The sequence below is a fragment of the Actinocorallia lasiicapitis genome (genome assembly GCF_054778695.1).
In genome coordinates this window covers 1-14,941 of record NZ_BAAGZI010000120.1, presented here as the reverse complement: position 1 = coordinate 14,941, position 14,941 = coordinate 1, and the positions used below count along the sequence as shown (strand labels likewise).

Annotated in this window: 19 protein-coding genes; 10 read left to right on the top strand and 9 right to left on the bottom strand. The window is 70.5% G+C overall.

From position 1 onward, the window contains the following. The 5 genes from ACYVE7_RS15830 to ACYVE7_RS15810 form a co-directional block, all read left to right on the top strand. The coding region (locus ACYVE7_RS15830) for an aminotransferase class I/II-fold pyridoxal phosphate-dependent enzyme (protein ID WP_460365458.1) at positions 1-583 on the top strand (583 nt) is incomplete at its 5' end. Between the two features lie 86 nt (positions 584-669). Continuing rightward, positions 670-1,425, top strand: coding sequence for a GntR family transcriptional regulator (locus ACYVE7_RS15825; RefSeq protein ID WP_460365457.1), 756 nt, complete (start codon positions 670-672; stop codon positions 1,423-1,425). 60 nt (positions 1,426-1,485) lie between these two features. Continuing rightward, positions 1,486-2,118 carry a hypothetical protein gene (locus tag ACYVE7_RS15820; protein WP_460365456.1) on the top strand — a complete coding sequence of 211 codons (633 nt, stop codon included), beginning with the start codon at positions 1,486-1,488 and terminating at the stop codon, positions 2,116-2,118. Positions 2,119-2,190: 72 nt separating this feature from the next. Then, positions 2,191-2,919, top strand: a complete 729-nt coding sequence (locus ACYVE7_RS15815; protein WP_460365455.1) for a thioredoxin domain-containing protein — start codon at positions 2,191-2,193, stop codon at positions 2,917-2,919. Further along, on the top strand, positions 2,916-3,500 hold the full coding sequence (locus tag ACYVE7_RS15810; RefSeq protein ID WP_460365454.1) for a vitamin K epoxide reductase family protein: 585 nt from the start codon (positions 2,916-2,918) through the stop codon (positions 3,498-3,500). Before ACYVE7_RS15815 ends, ACYVE7_RS15810 begins: the two co-directional genes overlap by 4 nt. A gap of 52 nt (positions 3,501-3,552) precedes the next feature. Here the strand turns inward: ACYVE7_RS15810 and bioB are convergent, their stop codons facing one another. The 6 genes from bioB to ACYVE7_RS15780 all read right to left on the bottom strand — a co-directional run bounded on the left by bioB (position 3,553) and on the right by ACYVE7_RS15780 (position 8,136). Then, entirely contained in the window at positions 3,553-4,548 is a 996-nt protein-coding gene (bioB, locus tag ACYVE7_RS15805; RefSeq protein ID WP_460365453.1) for a biotin synthase BioB, read from the bottom strand. After that, entirely contained in the window at positions 4,541-5,272 is a 732-nt protein-coding gene (gene bioD / locus ACYVE7_RS15800) for a dethiobiotin synthase (protein ID WP_460365452.1), read from the bottom strand. Before bioD ends, bioB begins: the two co-directional genes overlap by 8 nt. Before the next feature lie 146 nt (positions 5,273-5,418). After that, positions 5,419-5,598: a biotin synthase auxiliary protein BsaP gene (bsaP, locus tag ACYVE7_RS15795; RefSeq protein ID WP_460365451.1), complete on the bottom strand. Its 180-nt coding sequence runs from the start codon at positions 5,596-5,598 to the stop codon at positions 5,419-5,421. A gap of 18 nt (positions 5,599-5,616) precedes the next feature. Further along, positions 5,617-5,826 carry a biotin/lipoyl-binding carrier protein gene (locus ACYVE7_RS15790; protein ID WP_460365450.1) on the bottom strand — a complete coding sequence of 70 codons (210 nt, stop codon included), beginning with the start codon at positions 5,824-5,826 and terminating at the stop codon, positions 5,617-5,619. Positions 5,827-5,891: 65 nt separating this feature from the next. Then, positions 5,892-7,226: an acetyl-CoA carboxylase biotin carboxylase subunit gene (locus ACYVE7_RS15785; protein WP_460365449.1), complete on the bottom strand. Its 1,335-nt coding sequence runs from the start codon at positions 7,224-7,226 to the stop codon at positions 5,892-5,894. A 127-nt stretch (positions 7,227-7,353) separates the two neighbouring features. Next, positions 7,354-8,136 (bottom strand): methyltransferase domain-containing protein, encoded by a 783-nt coding sequence (locus tag ACYVE7_RS15780; RefSeq protein ID WP_460365448.1) that lies wholly within the window; start codon positions 8,134-8,136, stop codon positions 7,354-7,356. A gap of 208 nt (positions 8,137-8,344) precedes the next feature. Here ACYVE7_RS15780 and ACYVE7_RS15775 point away from each other — a divergent pair, with 208 nt between their 5' ends. The 5 genes from ACYVE7_RS15775 (at position 8,345) to ACYVE7_RS15755 (ending at position 13,164) form a co-directional block, all read left to right on the top strand. Then, positions 8,345-8,944 (top strand): sigma-70 family RNA polymerase sigma factor, encoded by a 600-nt coding sequence (locus ACYVE7_RS15775; protein ID WP_460365447.1) that lies wholly within the window; start codon positions 8,345-8,347, stop codon positions 8,942-8,944. Next, positions 8,941-9,219, top strand: a complete 279-nt coding sequence (rsrA, locus tag ACYVE7_RS15770; protein WP_460365445.1) for a mycothiol system anti-sigma-R factor — start codon at positions 8,941-8,943, stop codon at positions 9,217-9,219. The genes ACYVE7_RS15775 and rsrA overlap by 4 nt, the downstream gene beginning before the upstream one ends. 46 nt (positions 9,220-9,265) lie before the next feature. Next, positions 9,266-10,180, top strand: coding sequence for an NAD-dependent epimerase/dehydratase family protein (locus tag ACYVE7_RS15765; protein ID WP_460365444.1), 915 nt, complete (start codon positions 9,266-9,268; stop codon positions 10,178-10,180). Positions 10,181-10,561: 381 nt separating this feature from the next. Next, on the top strand, positions 10,562-11,863 hold the full coding sequence (locus ACYVE7_RS15760; RefSeq protein ID WP_460365443.1) for an HD-GYP domain-containing protein: 1,302 nt from the start codon (positions 10,562-10,564) through the stop codon (positions 11,861-11,863). After that, positions 11,857-13,164 carry an HD-GYP domain-containing protein gene (locus tag ACYVE7_RS15755; protein ID WP_460365442.1) on the top strand — a complete coding sequence of 436 codons (1,308 nt, stop codon included), beginning with the start codon at positions 11,857-11,859 and terminating at the stop codon, positions 13,162-13,164. The genes ACYVE7_RS15760 and ACYVE7_RS15755 overlap by 7 nt, the downstream gene beginning before the upstream one ends. A gap of 7 nt (positions 13,165-13,171) precedes the next feature. Here ACYVE7_RS15755 and ACYVE7_RS15750 read toward each other — a convergent pair whose 3' ends face one another. From ACYVE7_RS15750 to ACYVE7_RS15740, 3 genes are all read right to left on the bottom strand, one after another. Continuing rightward, complete coding sequence (locus ACYVE7_RS15750) at positions 13,172-13,477, bottom strand: TraR/DksA family transcriptional regulator (RefSeq protein ID WP_460365441.1); 306 nt, start codon at positions 13,475-13,477, stop codon at positions 13,172-13,174. Between the two features lie 111 nt (positions 13,478-13,588). Beyond that, positions 13,589-14,335, bottom strand: coding sequence for an SOS response-associated peptidase (locus ACYVE7_RS15745; protein WP_460365440.1), 747 nt, complete (start codon positions 14,333-14,335; stop codon positions 13,589-13,591). A 4-nt stretch (positions 14,336-14,339) separates the two neighbouring features. Next, the coding region (locus ACYVE7_RS15740) for an ATP-binding cassette domain-containing protein (protein ID WP_460365439.1) at positions 14,340-14,941 on the bottom strand (602 nt) is incomplete at its 5' end.

Below are 14,941 nucleotides of genomic sequence, written 5' to 3'. Positions count from 1 at the left end.
CGGGGCGCTGCTGATCGTGGACGAGGCGCACGCGCTGGGCGTCGTCGGGGAGGGCGGGCGGGGCGGCTGCGCGGCCGCCGGGATCGCCGGCGAACCCGATGTGATCATGACGTTGACGCTGTCGAAGTCGCTGGCGTCGCAGGGCGGGGCCGTCCTCGGCGCGCCCGAGGTGATCGAGACGATGATCGACACGGCCCGGTCGTTCATCTTCGACACCGGGCTGAACCCGGCGGCGGCGGCCGCGGCACTGGCCGCGCTGGAGATCATCACGGAATCGCCCGAACTGCCCGCCAAGGCGCGGACGAACGGGCGGGCCATCGCGAAACTCGCCGAGTCGCTCGGACTGGAGTCGCGGGTGCCGGACGCGGCCGTCGTCCCGGTGTTCCTGGGCGAGCCGCTGGCCGCGCTGAAGGCCGCGGAGACCTGTCTGGAAAGGGGTTTGCGGGTTGGCTGTTTCCGGCCACCTTCGGTGCCCGTGGGCCGTGCCTGCCTGAGAATCACAGCACGCGCCAGCCTGACCGAGACGGAACTCACTGGTCTAGACCTGGGGTTGCGTGCGGTGGCAGGGCTTACCCACCCGTAATCTGCTCGCGTAACATCGAGCCAAACCGGCGGTGAACAGAACCGTTCAGGGGTCAGGGAGATTCGTTGACAGCCGAACACGCGCCAGTGGAATTCGGGCGGCCCCACGTTGGCTCGCCTCTGGCGAGTGCGCCGCGCGTCCCGAAGTACTACCGACTCAAGGAACTCCTGGTCGAGCTGATCACCAGCCTGCCGCCGGGATCTCCGCTGCCGCCCGAGCGGACTCTGGCCGAACGGTACGGCACCTCGCGGACGACCGTCCGGCAGGCGCTGGCCGAGCTGGTCGTCGAGGGAAGGCTCCAGCGGATCCAGGGCAAGGGCACCTTCGTCGCCAAGCCCAAGGTGCCGCACCAGCTCCAGCTCGTCGGCTACACCGAGGACATGCGCCACCACGGGCTGCTCCCCGAGACCAGGATCCTCGACGTCGCCTATCTGACTGCCGACGAGCGGCTCGCGTCGCTGCTCGGGATCAGGCCGGGCGGGCGCGTCCTGCGCATACACCGCCTGCGGCTCGCCGACGGCGACCCCATGTCGCTCGACTACACGCACCTGCCGGCCCGGCGCTTCCCGGGGCTGCGCAAGGAGCTGTCACGGAACCTGTCGCTGTATGAGACCCTCGCCGCCGCCTACGACGTCCATCTGGCCGAGGCCGAGGAGACCATCGAAACGGTCCTGGCGACCCCGTACGACGCCCAGGTGCTCGGCGTGGACGTCGGACTGCCGCTGATGCTGCTGTCCCGCCAGTCGTTCGACACGACCGGCGAGCCCGTGGAGTGGGCGCAGTCGTTCTACCGGGGCGACCGGTACAAGTTCGTCACCCGGCTGCGCAGGCCCGGCCTGTAGCTCCTTACGGCCTGTAGCTCCTTACGCGGGCCTGATCAGGGGTCCTGCATACTTCCCGGCATGGACGGCGGCCCGCACCTCAGGATCATGAGGTCGGCCGTCTTCGCCGGGCTGGCCGTGGCGCTGTCGGCGGGTGGCCGCCAGGCCGTCACCGGGACTCCGCTGCCCGTCGCCACCGTCCTGCTCGCGTTCGCCGCGGTCTTCGCGGTGGCGCTCGCGGTCAGCGCGGGTGAGCGCGGGTTCGTGCCCATCGCGGCGGCGCTCGTGCCGCTCGGCCTCCTGCTGAACGCGCTGTTCAACGCGGGCCAGCGGGGCTGTCCGCCGGGGATGGGCAATCTGATCTGCGGCGGCGGGACCGCACGGCCGTCCGTCGAAGGGCCGATCGGCGCGCACGGGCTGGTCGATCTGGCCGGGGCGCAGCTCGTGCTGCTCGTCGCGGTGAACCTGCTCGCGCTGCTGATCCTGGCGCTCTGGCTGCGTCAGGGCGAGGCGGCGGTGTTCACGCTGCTGCGGACCGTCGCCCTGATGCTCTGGACGGGCTGTGCGGCCGTCCTGGCCTGGCTGACCGTCCGGCCCGGCACCACCCCGCCGGTCTGGGCGCCGCCGCCGGGCGAGCCCGCCGCGCTCCGGGCGCAGGACGCCCTCCTCACCGCGTCGCCACGGCGCGGGCCCCCGCTCGCCGTTCCGGCCTAGACGGCCCCGTCCCCGACGGGTTCCGTCGCGGCCTCATGCGTTCATCTCTTCTTTCCGCATGTGAGGACGGCAATGAGCACCCAGCAGACAGCACGTCAGAAGATCCAGAAGCAGCAGCGCCAGGAGCGCAGGGCCGCGTTGCTGAAGCGCGTCCTGATCGGGGTCGCGGCGACCGTCGCGGCGGTCGAGGGGGTCACGCTCGCGATCGTCACCGCGGGCTCCGGGGGCCCGTCCGGCCCGCTGGTGACCCCCAGGAACGCCCAGGGCACCACGGTCGTCTACGGCAAGGCCGACGCCCCGCGCACCCTCGACCTGTACGAGGACTTCCGCTGCCCCGCCTGCCGGAACCTCGAGACCACCGAGGGCAAGACCATCCAGCGGCTCGCCGACGAGGGCACCTACAAGATCAACTTTCATTTCGGGGCGTTCCTCGACGACAGGCTTGGCGGCTCGGGCTCCCTGGACGCCCTGGCCGCCGCGGGCGCGGCCCTCGACCAGAGCCCCGAGAAGTTCAAGCGGTTCCACGACGTCCTGTACGCCAACCAGCCCGACGAGTCCTCCGACGTCTTCGGCGACACCGGCACCCTGCTGACGCTGGCCGCCCAGGTCCCCGGCCTGCGGACCCCCGAGTTCGAACGGCAGCTCCGCGACGGCACCTTCAAGCCGTGGGCCGCCCAGGTCGCCGCCGCGTTCAACGAGAGCGGCGTCTCCAGCACCCCCACCGCGAAGCTCGACGGCAGGAAGCTCGACCTGGGCACGGCCCCCTTCGCGACGCTCATCGCCCAGGCCACCGCCCGATGACCGCCACCCTTCTCGCGGACGGCCCCGCCCCGGCGCGGCCGTCCGCCGACCGCGGCACCGCCTGGCTGATCACCCTGACCGGAGCCCTCGGCCTGCTCGCCTCGGCGATCCTGACCCTCGACAAGCTCCGGCTGCTCGAAGATCCGGGCTACACGCCGAGCTGCAACATCAGCCCGATCCTGAGCTGCGGCTCCGTCATGCGCACCGCCCAGGCGTCGGCCTTCGGCTTCCCCAACTCCCTGATCGGCCTGGCCGCCTTCACCACGGTCCTGACGATCGGCGTCGTCCTGCTGACCGGCGCGCACCTGCCCCGCTGGTTCTGGGCGGCGTTCACCCTCGGCTCGGCCGCCGGGCTGGTCTTCGTCCACTGGCTGATCTTCCAGACCCTCTACCGCATCGACGCGATCTGCCCCTACTGCACGGCGGTCTGGCTGGCCACGGTCGTCCTGACCGTCACCCTGGCGGTCCGGCTCTGGACGCTGCCGCCCCGGCTGCGGTGGCTCGTCCCGCTGCTGTGGTCCGCGGCCGTCGCCCTGCTGGCCCTGAACCGCTTCTGGTACTACTGGCAGACCCTGCTCTGACCTGCGAGAAGGGCCGGGATCCGCGATCCCGGCCCTTCCTCGACGTCGGAGCTCAGAGGGTCTGGGAGAGGGCCTTGATGGGCATCTGGAGTTCGGTGAGGAGATCCAGGTCCTTGTCGGCGTCGCGGCCCAGGGTCGTCAGGTAGTTGCCGACGATCATGGCGTTGATGCCGCCGAGCAGACCGGCCTGGGTGCCGAGGTCGCCGAGGGTCAGCTCACGGCCGCCCGCGTACCGCAGGATGGTGCGCGGCAGGGCCAGCCGGAAGGTGGCGATGGTCTTCAGGGCTTCGGGGCCCTCGACCAGGGGGAAGGTCTCGAAAGGGGTGCCGGGGCGGGGGTTGAGGAAGTTCAGCGGAACCTCGTGGGGCTCCAGCTCGGCGAGCTGCGCGGCGAACTCGGCGCGCTGCTCGAGGGTCTCGCCCATGCCGATGAGGCCGCCGCAGCACACCTCCATTCCGGCGTCGCGCACCATTTCGAGGGTGTCCCAGCGCTCCTCCCACGTGTGGGTGGTGACGACCTTCGAGAAATGCGACTTGGCGGTCTCGAGATTGTGGTTGTAGCGGTGCACGCCCCACGACTTCAGATCGTCGACCTGCTCCTGGGTGAGCATCCCGAGCGAGCAGGCGATCTGGATGTCGACGGCCGCGTTGATGGCCTCCACACCCTCCTTGATCTGCTTCATCAGCCGCTCGTCGGGCCCGCGGACCGCCGCCACGATGCAGAACTCCGTCGCACCGGTCTTCGCCGTCTCCTTCGCGGCCTCCACCAGCGACGGGATGTCGAGCCACGCCGCGCGGACCGGGGACTGGAACTGGCCGGACTGCGAGCAGAAGTGGCAGTCCTCGGGGCAGCCGCCGGTCTTCACCGAGACGATCCCCTCGACCTCGACCTCGGGGCCGCACCAGCGCATCCGCACCTCGTGGGCGAGCGCCAGCAGCTCCTCCAGCCGGTCGTCGGGGAGCTGGAGGCACTCCAGGGCCTGCTCCTGGGTGAGGCCGCGGCCCTCTTCCAGCACCTGCTGCCTGGCGATCGCAAGAATGTCAGTCACGGAATGTGCCTTTCTGGTGGGTCGCACGGAAGGTGGCAGCGTCGAACGTGCCGCCGAGGGAGGGGGCCAGGCCCGCGCGGGCGGCCAGCAGGAACTCGGCGGGGTCGAGGGCGGACGCGCCCGAGGGCAGCGCTCCGGCCAGCGGACGGGCGGTGATCGTCTCCAGGTCGCGGATGTTACACCGCTGCGCCAGGTCGGGTTCGCCCGGCCAGGAGCCGATGACGAGCCCCGCCGGCTCGATGCCGCGGTGCGCCAGCGCCTCGAAGGTCAGGGCGGTGTGGTTGAGGGTGCCGAGGTCCGGACGGGCCACCACGACGACCGCGGCGCCCAGCCAGCGGGCGAGGTCGGCGATGGTCGCGCCCTCCTCGTCGAACCGGACGAGCAGCCCGCCCGCCCCTTCGACCAGGACGAGCTGGCGGGTGGCGGCCAGCTCCCCGATCTTCTCGACGGTCTCGGCGAGATGCACCGGAGGCCGTCCGGAGACCCGTGCGGCCGCGGCGGGCGACAGCGGGTCGGGATAGCGGACCCCTTCGTGCAGATCCGTGACGCCCGCGAGCCGCCCGATCTCATCGAGATCGCCCGGCTCGTAGGCCGCCACCCCGGTCTGCCCGGGTTTGACGACGGCCACCGACGCGCCGCGTGCCGCCGCCAGCGCGGCGAGCGCCGCGGTGACGATGGTCTTTCCGACACCCGTGTCGGTTCCGGTGACGACGAGAACACTCACGAGATCTGAGACTAGCGCCGCGACCTCCCCGGACTCCGTTCCGGATTCCGACAGAAATCGAGCCCCATTGTTTGTACGGAATCAGTTGAACACCCGGGCGCGGCCGCGGGCGCCCCGGAACCGTCCCGGGGCGCTCCCGCCCGTCGTCACACGTTGGTGAGCAACCCGTGCTCCACGCACTTGGCCGTCCAGCCGCGGGGCGTCACCTGGACGACCATGCGGCGCCGGCAGTGCCCGCAGAAGCGCGGCGGCTCCATCCGCAGGGCGGCCCGGCAGGCCGTGTGCTCACCGTTCGCCGTCTCGCCGCAGTGCTCGCAGTACTCCATGACGCGCACCCTAACCCACTACTCGATGGTGGCCAGGAGGTCGCCCTCCTGGACGACGTCGGCCTCGTTCACCTTGATGGTCACCACGCCGTCGTCCTCGGCGATGACCGGGATCTCCATTTTCATGGACTCCAGGATCATCAGGGTGTCACCGTCCTCGACGGTGTCCCCGCTCGCCACGACGATCTTCCAGACGTTCGCCACCAATTCCGCGCGGACTTCGGCCACGACGGCTCCCTTCGCTCAACCCGGCCTCCCCCGAAAAAGGCCGGTATCCCAATGATTACTGATGATTACTTTCGCATCCGCTCGACCAACCGGGTGTCGTAAGCACCCTCACGGAATTCCGGGTTGGCGAGAAGTTCGGTAAAGAACGGCAGATTGTTCTTCGGGCCGACGATCTGGAAGGCGGCGGCGGCCTCGGCGGCGCGGGCCAGCGCGGCCTCGCGGGTCTCACCGAAGACGATCAGCTTGGCGAGCAGCGGGTCGTAGAACGGGGTGACCTTGTTGCCCTCGGCGTATCCGGCGTCCACCCGGATGTCGGCGCCCACGGGCTCCACCCAGGTCGTGATCTCGCCGGGGCCCGGCAGGAACCGCTTGGGGTCCTCGGCGTACACCCGGAACTCGATCGCGTGCCCCCGCCGCTCCACCGCGCCGAAGCTGGCGGGCTTGCCCGCGGCGATCAGGAGCTGCTGCTCGACCAGGTCGATCCCGGTGGTCAGCTCGGTGACGGGATGCTCGACCTGGAGCCGGGTGTTCATCTCCAGGAACACGAAGTCCTGCGCCACCGGGTCGACGAGGCACTCGACGGTGCCCGCCCCCTGGTATCCGACGGCCTCCCCCGCCCGGACGGCCGCCGCGAGCATCCGCTCCCTCAGCTCGGGCGTCACCCCGGGCGAAGGCGACTCCTCGACGATCTTCTGGTGCCGCCGCTGCACGGAGCAGTCGCGGTCGCCGAGCGCCACGACGGTCCCGTCGGCCAGCCCGAGGATCTGGATCTCGACATGCCTGGCCTGCTCGATGTACCGCTCCAGCAGGATGTCGGGGTTGCCGAAGAACCGCTCGGCGCGGGTGCGGGCCGTCTCGAACGCCGCGACCAGCTCGTCCTCGTTCCGGACGACGGACATCCCGATCCCGCCGCCGCCCCCGGACGCCTTCACCATGATCGGATACCCGATCCCGGCGGCGGCCGCCACGGCGTCCTCGGCGCTGCCCACCGGCTCCCTGGTGCCGCCCGCGACGGGCACCCCGGCCTTCTCCATCAGATTCCTGGCGTTGATCTTGTCGCCCATGGCCTCGATGGCCGAAGGGTCGGGCCCGATCCACACCATGCCCGCCTCGACGACGCGCCGCGCGAACGCCGTGTTCTCCGACAGGAACCCGTACCCGGGGTGGACGGCCTGCGCGTTGGTCCGCTCCGCCGCCTCCAGAATCCTGTCCTGGTCCAGGTAGGACTGGGCGGGCGCCGCGGGGCCGATCAGGACGGCCTCGTCGGCCTCCCGGACGAACGGCAGGTCGGCGTCGGCCTCGGAATAGACCGCGATGGCCTTGAGGCCCATGGCCTTGACCGTCCGGATCACCCGGCTCGCGATCTCGCCGCGATTGGCCACCAGCACCGACTCGAACACGTCCGTAGTCCTTTCGACGATCAACAGTCTCCGAACCTACAGACGTGGTGTTCGGAGAGGGATCGAGCGAACCGACAAAACCAGACACCCGTTCTTTGTGCTCCACCGGTGACCGGCCGGTAACCGATTACCAGCTCTTGATGGCCGACGCCAGCAGATGGATGCCCAGCGACTCGTCCTCGACCCGGCAGTCGTAAGGGGTCTGCAGCTCGGTCCTGACCAGCCGGGACAGCGACCGCGGATCCTTGCCCAGCAGATGCTCGGCCGTCGACGGCGACACCACGGTCCGCGGCCTGATCCACTCGACCTCGAGCCCCGCGTCGTGCAGCAGCTCCCTGACCTGGGCCTGCCAGAAGCACCGGGTGATCGACCCGTCCGGCCACGGCACCAGCACCACTTCGGCCTTCGGGACGTCCGAAAGGTGCGGCCACAGGTTCTGCTCGGCCAGCACCGCCAGCCCGAGGGTCAGGGAGTCCACGCAGAGCAGGACCCGGCCGCCCGGCCGCAGCACCCGGGCGATCTCCGCGACGGTCTCCTCCGTGGCCAGGCAGCGGGAGAGCACACCGTCCTCGGCGATCACCGCGTCGACCGAGCCGTCCATGACGAAGTCGAGGGTGGCCGGATCGCCCACCACCTGCTGGTGGCCGGCCGCGGCGGGCTGCCCGACCACCTCCAGCACCTGATGGCCGGCGGCGGCGGCCTGCTGGGCGCTCTCACCGCCCGACAGATCGAGGATCAGCGAGCTGCGCCGCGGCAGCCAGCGGGCCCGCTGGGCCGTCGCGACCTCCCGGTAGAACGTCCAGTAACCCGCCAGTGGATCATCCGGTTGGCGGTCGAGGGGCGGGGGTCTGCCCGGTAGCGGCAGCAAAGCGGGGGCTCCTGTCGTTCGGTAGGGACATCCTTCCCCCATAAACGGCCCACGTCACCCTCCGTAAAGGATGCAGGGATCTATCCCGTCCAGGAATGTCCGGTGCGGCCACCCTGTTGGACCAACTCAGTAAGCGCGGCAACACCTTCAGGAGGAAGCGGTGCCAGTTCTCGACAGGGTCGCCGACCGGGTCGACGGGTACGGGGCGATAGTCTCGTATCCGATTGATCGACTGGTTCCTCATCAGGGGGTGGGTACCGTTCCGGGCACCGCGGAGACCGTTGAGCAGCGTGCTGAGCGCTTCCAGCGCGATGTGCTCCCTTTCCTCGACCAGCTCTACTCGGCGGCCATGCGGATGACCCGCAACCCGGCCGACGCCGAGGACCTGGTCCAGGAGACCTTCGCCAAGGCGTTCGCCTCCTTCCACCAGTTCAAGGAAGGCACGAACCTCAAGGCGTGGCTGTACCGCATCCTCACCAACACGTTCATCAACTCCTACCGCAAGAAGCAGCGGGAGCCGAAGAACAGCGGTACCGAGGAGATCGAGGACTGGCAGCTCGCCCGCGCCGAATCGCACACCTCGTCCGGGCTGAAGTCCGCCGAGGCCGAGGCGCTGGAGCACCTGCCCGACTCGGACGTCAAGAACGCCCTGCAGGACCTGCCCGAGGAGTTCCGCCTCGCGGTCTACCTCGCGGACGTCGAGGGGTTCGCCTACAAAGAGATCGCCGACATCATGGGCACGCCCATCGGTACGGTGATGTCACGGCTGCACCGGGGCAGAAGGCAGCTGCGTTCGATGTTGGAGGACTACGCCGCCGAGCGTGGCCTCACGCGGGAAGGTTCGAAATGAGCTGCGGTGACCACCACGAGACGCCCTGCAACGAGGTGCTGGCCCGGGTCTACACCTACATCGACGGCGAGCTGGAGGACACCTCCTGCTCAGAGATCAAGCACCACCTCGACGAGTGCGGGCCCTGCCTGCGCGAGTACGGGCTTGAAGAGTCGGTGAAGAACCTGGTCAGCAAGTCATGCGGCAAGGACCCCGTCCCCGATGACCTGAAAGCCAAAGTCCTCGGCCGCATCCAGCAGGCCCTCTCCACCGAGAACGACGGCCAACGAGCCTAGAACCGGGGCCCCTGGGACTGGCCCGGTCATGGGTTAGCCTCTAGGCGTGCGCATCCTCGTCACCGGCGCGGCCGGATTCATCGGGTCTCATCTGGTCGAGCGCCTGCTCGACGACGGCCATGAGGTCGTCGCGGTGGACGACCTGTCCGGCGGGGACCGCGCCAACCTGGGCGGACGGGTCGAACCGGCCGTGCTGGACGTCGCGTCGCCCGCGTTCCTGGAGTTCGCCGCCGGGAGCGGCGCCGAGGTGTTCTGCCATCTCGCCGCGCAGGTCAGCGTCCGGCGGAGCGTCGAGGACCCGGTGGCCGACGGCCGGACCAACGTGCTGGGCACCATCAACGTGCTGGAGGCGGCGCGGCTCGCGGGCGCGCGCAAGGTCGTCCACACTTCGAGCTGCGCCGTCTACGGCTTCCCCGACGTGCTGCCGGTCGGCGCGGGCGCCCCGCTCCGCCCCGCCTCGCCGTACGCGGCGTCCAAGGCGACGGGCGAGACCTACGCGCGGATGTACGCCCAGCTCCACGGCCTCGACTACACGATCATGGTGCCGGGCAACGTCTACGGGCCGCGGCAGACCCCCGAGGGCGAGGCCGGCGTGATCTCGATCTTCACGGCGGCGCTGCTGGAGGGCCGTCCCACACTCGTCTACGGCGACGGCTCCAACACCCGCGACTACCTCTACGTCCTGGACGCCGTCGACGCCTTCGCCCGCGCCGTCGACCGGGGCTCCGGTGCCCGGATCAACCTCGGCACCGGGATCCAGACCAGCGACCGCGCCCTGCACACCCTGGTCGCCGCCGCGGCGGGCGCCCCCGACGAGCCCGGCACCGCGCCGTTCCGGCTCGGCGACCTGCCCGCGATGGCCCTCGACCCGGCTCCGGGGGCGCAGGAGCTCGGCTGGACGCCCAGAACCCCCCTCGCCGACGGCCTCAAGGCCACCGTGGAGTGGGCCCGCACCAGGTGACGGCCCAGATGACGGCCCAGATGACGGCCATGTGACGGCCATGTGACGGCCCGAACGGCGATCCGACACCCGAACACCGAGTGACGATTTGTTCACGCTTAGCTCTCGATTTCCCGTGTTCCTGTGTGACGGGGGTCTCGAAGGTTAGTCTTGGGGTGAACAATCACTTCGGGGGGAGTTAAAGCCATGCTCAGGTACATGCTGGCGTCTGTGGTGGCCTCTGTGGTCGTCATGGCCGCTTTCGTCGTGCTGCTGAGTGAGCCCATGGGCGTTTCCTGGGTCTAGCAGCTGCTGGATTCCTGGCGGCGGCCCCACCAGTCACCTTCCCGGAGGCGGCACATGCGTGGCCTACCCCTCGCTGCCTGGGCGTACGTCGGGGGGGTGGTCGTTCTCGCGGCCACCCTCATCGCCACGTCGTCCTACGAACACGTGCAATGGTCCACGTTGTGCGTGCTGGCGGCTCTGTTCGTCATCTGCGACTCCGCGCCCGTCCTGCTCAGCATCGAGCGGGCCAGGGTGTCGCTCAGTTTCTCGGCCTGTCTGGCGTCGGTGGTGCTGCTCGGCCCCGGCGGGGCGGCGCTGGTCGGCGCGTGCGCCGTCGCGACCTGGCAGAAGGTCGCACCGGTCAAACGGGCCTACAACGGGGCGCAGTTCGCGCTCTGCGGTTACGCCGCGGGCACGGTGTTCGTCGCGCTCACACCCGACGACGCCCTGCACTCCAGCGGCGGGCTCCACGGCGAAGCGCTCCTGCTGCCGTTCGCGATCGCGCTGCTCACCTATGTGACGGTCAACCTGTCACTGGTCGGCGGGATCCTCATGCTGGCCGGCCAGGTCCGGATCCGCGAACTGGTCGACCAGACCCTCCAGCTCGCGCCCAAGCTCCTCGGCTACGGCTCGTTCGGGCTGCTCATCGCCGGCACCTGGCAGGCGATCGGGGCGGCCGCGCCGATCCTGGTGCTGCTGCCGCTGTTCGTGGCGCGCTGGGCGTTCTCCCAGACCCGCGCGCAGCAGCGCGCGCACGAGGCCGTCCTGGCGACCCTCTGCCAGGCCGTCGAGACCAAGGACTACTACACGCGCGGCCACAGCGAACGCGTCTCCCGCGGCTCGGTGATGATCGCCGAGGAGATCGGGATGAGCGCCGGACGGATCGAGGCGATCCGGTTCGCCGGGATGCTGCACGACGTCGGCAAGCTCGGCGTCCCCACCAAGGTGCTGCAGAAGGACGGCCCCCTCACCGAGGAGGAGTTCGCCGCGATCCAGCTCCACCCGATGCGCGGGCTCGAGATCGTCCGGGAGATCGGCTTCCTCGACGAGGCGCTCGCCGGGATCATGCACCATCACGAGAAACTCAACGGCCGCGGCTATCCGATGGGGCTGGCGGGCGAGGAGATCCCGCCGTTCGCAAGGATCATCGGGGTGGCCGACGCGTTCGACGCGATGACGTCCACCCGCTCCTACCGGCCCGCCCGGCCGGTCGCCGAAGGCATCGCCGAGCTGAAGCGGTGCAGCGGAACCGATTTCGACCCCGAGATGGTCGAGGCGTTCCTGCGGGCCCTCGACAAGTCGGGCTGGGACGCTCCCCCACCGGTCGTCCTGCCCGAGGACGGCCCCGTCCAGACCACACGGCAGGACCACGACGATCCGACCGTCCCGCTCAAGGTCGCCGGAGAGGGCCCGTGGTAGCCAGCAGACTCCAGACCAACCGCGACCGGCCGGCCTGGCAGAACCTCGACTCGGCGCAACTCGTGCTGCTCGGCGCCGCCGGTGCGCTGATCGTCGCGGCGGCCACTTCCGTCGCCGCCAACGGCGGGCCCGACGAGCCCAGGCCCGCCATCATCTTCGGGGTGCTGATCGCGCTCGGCGAGCTGTTCCGGATGAACATGCCCGGCGGCCGCGAGGTCGCGCCGATCTCGACGGCGGGCGCGCTCGGCTACGGGATGCTGATGAGCGTCGCGACCGAGCAGGTGTCGTACTCGGCGCTCCAGGTCGTCGCGGTGACGGCGGCCGGGATGGTCGCGGGCACGCTGCCGCACGTCGCGGTCGGGCGGGCGCCCCGGCTGGACGCGATGGCGCGCCGCCTGGTCGAGGCGGCGATCGTCGCGTTCCTGTTCCGGCCGCTGACGGGGCTGCTGTTCGACGGCGACCTCAACCGCGGCGAATGGTGGGCGGCGCTCGGGCTGATGTCGGCCGTGGCGTGCTTCGCCGGACTCATGGACATGATCATCGCGGCGATGATCCGGGCCGAGGCGGTGCGGGCCAGGTTCGGGATCGCGTTCAAGGACGAGTTCCACGCCGGGGTGCTGCTGTGCTGCGCGACCTCCGCGACCGGGATGCTCATCGCCGTCGCCACCTCGGTGATGGGGCTGGCGGCGCTGCTGCTGTTCACCGCGCCGATCCTCACCACGCAGTTCGCGTTCCGGCGGTTCGCGGCCGTCCGCACCACCTATCTGCAGACGGTACGGGCGCTGTCGCGCGTCACCGAGGTCGGCGGGTACGTCGAGACGGGGCATTCGCGGCGCGTGTCCAAGCTGTCCGTCGCGATGGGGCGGGAGCTCGGCATGACCGAGGAGGAACTGCTCGAACTCGAGTACGCGGCCCTCATGCACGACATCGGCCAGCTCTCCTTGCCCGACCCCATCCCGGGCGGCGCGACGGTCCTGGCCTCCCCCGCCGAACAGCGCCGGATCGCGGAGCTGGGCGCGGCGGTCGTCGAGCAGACGGGCGTCATGGACCGGGTGGCGCAGCTCGTGCGCCGCCAGTCCGACCCCTACCGCTACACCACCGACGACTCCCGGCCCCCGCCGCTGGCCGCCCGGATCATCAAGTCGGCCAACGCCTACGACGACCTCGTCGGCGACTCCCCCGACCGCGACCGCAGCGCCGCCGTCCTCGACCGGCTCCGCCTCGACTCCGTCTCCGAATACGACCCCGCCGTGGTCGAGGCGCTGGGCCGTGTCCTGGACCGCCGCACCCTCCGCTGGTGAGCGCGGGTCAGCGGTTTCTGCGGTCGTGCCTGGTCTGGCAGGGGATGCAGCGGGCCGCCTCTGGGCGGGCCTCCAGCCTGCCTTCGGGGACGGGTTTCCCGCACGTCGTGCAGGTGCCGTAGGTGCCGTCGGACAGCCGGGTGAGGGCGGCCTCGACGGCGGTGCGCTGGCGGAGCAGGACGTCGAGGGTGGCGTAGCGGTGATCGGCCTCGATGAGGCTGTTGCCCGCGTCGCCCGCCTCCGCGGGGCGGACCCCGCGGTCGGAGTGCTCCTCGCGGAGCACGGCGATCGAGCGGTCGATCCTGGTCAGCATGGATCGCAGATGGTCGTCGGGCCGACGGCCGTTCGGCTGGGGCAAGGGGGGACCTCCCACTCCGGCGTGAGAAGCCTGCTCGCAACGGCGCGGTCGTCGGAACCGCGCTCGTCAGAACAGGGTGGAGTTGCTTCCTTCATCCGGAATTTGCCCATTTGTCAGTGGTTCTATGAGCGCGGGACCGTTGTTCTTGACGTTTCCCACCGCCGCGCCCACCGGGAACGCCTCAAGACCGCCCGCCATCGCCGGCACCAGCAGCCCGCCCGGATCGGCGACGCGCGGATCCAGCCACGCGTCGCGGTCGGTGACGACCATCGGCATCCGGTCGTGGAGATGGCCCAGCTCGTCCGCCGCCTGCGTGGTCAGGACCGTGCACGTCCAGATCCATTCGCCTTCGGGCGACTTCCACAGCTCGTACAGGCCCGCCATCGGCAGGATCGAGCCGTCCTTCGGGCGGATGAAGTACGGGGTCTTCTTCCTGTCGGCGCCGGTGTACCACTCGAAGTAGCCGTCGGCGGGCAGCAGGCAGCGGCGGGCCGCCCACGCCTTGCGGAACGACGGCTTCTCGGCGGCCGTCTCGACCCTCGCGTTGATCATCCGGCTGCCGGCCGACAGGTCCTTCGCCCACGACGGGACGAGGCCCCAGCGGAGCATCTTCAGCCGGCGCTGCGGTTCCAGCTCCTCGGGCGCGTCCTTGGCGGCGCGCTGCAGGACGGCCGGCACCGGCTTGGTGGGCGCGACGTTGTAGTCGGCTTCCAGCAGGTCCGTGCCGTCTTCGGTGAGGGTCTCGTCGAGGTCGATGCGGAACTCGTCGAGGAGTTCCCGACGGGCCCGCGCCGTCGCATAGCGGCCGCACATGGCGTCAACTGTAGGCGGCGGGTGTGACAGTGACGACCTCGTCCACATGGCGGAGGACCGGATCGGCGCCCGGCACGCCGGGGCGGTGCGTGATCAGCAGGACGGTGCGGTCGCCCGCCGCCTGGAGCAGGTCGGCGAGGAGCCGGTCGGCGGTGTCCTCGTCGAGGTGGGCGTCGGGCTCGTCGAGGATGAGGACGGGGAAGCCGGCCAGCAGGGCGCGGGCCAGGGCGATCCGCTGGCGTTCGCCGCCCGAGACGGTCGCGCCGTGCTCGCCGACGCGGCGGTCCTGGCCGAGGTCGAGTCCGGCGCGGTGCAGCACCTCGGCGATCTGCTCGTCCGACGCGTCGGGCTTCGCGAGCCTGACGTTCTCGGCGATCGTGGTGTCGAACAGGTGGGCGTCCTGGGCGCAGAGGCCGATGACGCGGCGGACGGCGTCGTCGTCGAGGTCGCGCAGTTCGGTGCCGCCGAGGGTGGCGCTGCCGCCGTAGTCGGCGAAGCGGACCAGCGCCGCGGCGAGGCTGGTCTTGCCGCTGCCGCTCGCCCCGAACAGGGCGACCTTGCGGCCGGGCGGCAGTTCGAGGTCGAACGGCCCGAGGACGTCGTGGT

Bases quoted from the DNA above. Each gene is read 5' to 3' on its own strand.
- ACYVE7_RS15810 (WP_460365454.1), top strand. From the start codon at position 2,916: ATGACCGCCACCCTTCTCGCGGACGGCCCCGCCCCGGCGCGGCCGTCC.
- bsaP (WP_460365451.1), bottom strand. From the start codon at position 5,598: ATGGAGTACTGCGAGCACTGCGGCGAGACGGCGAACGGTGAGCACACG.
- rsrA (WP_460365445.1), top strand. From the start codon at position 8,941: ATGAGCTGCGGTGACCACCACGAGACGCCCTGCAACGAGGTGCTGGCC.
- ACYVE7_RS15780 (WP_460365448.1), bottom strand. From the start codon at position 8,136: ATGGGGGAAGGATGTCCCTACCGAACGACAGGAGCCCCCGCTTTGCTG.
- ACYVE7_RS15745 (WP_460365440.1), bottom strand. From the start codon at position 14,335: ATGTGCGGCCGCTATGCGACGGCGCGGGCCCGTCGGGAACTCCTCGAC.
- ACYVE7_RS15815 (WP_460365455.1), top strand. From the start codon at position 2,191: ATGAGCACCCAGCAGACAGCACGTCAGAAGATCCAGAAGCAGCAGCGC.
- ACYVE7_RS15820 (WP_460365456.1), top strand. From the start codon at position 1,486: ATGGACGGCGGCCCGCACCTCAGGATCATGAGGTCGGCCGTCTTCGCC.
- ACYVE7_RS15750 (WP_460365441.1), bottom strand. From the start codon at position 13,477: ATGCTGACCAGGATCGACCGCTCGATCGCCGTGCTCCGCGAGGAGCAC.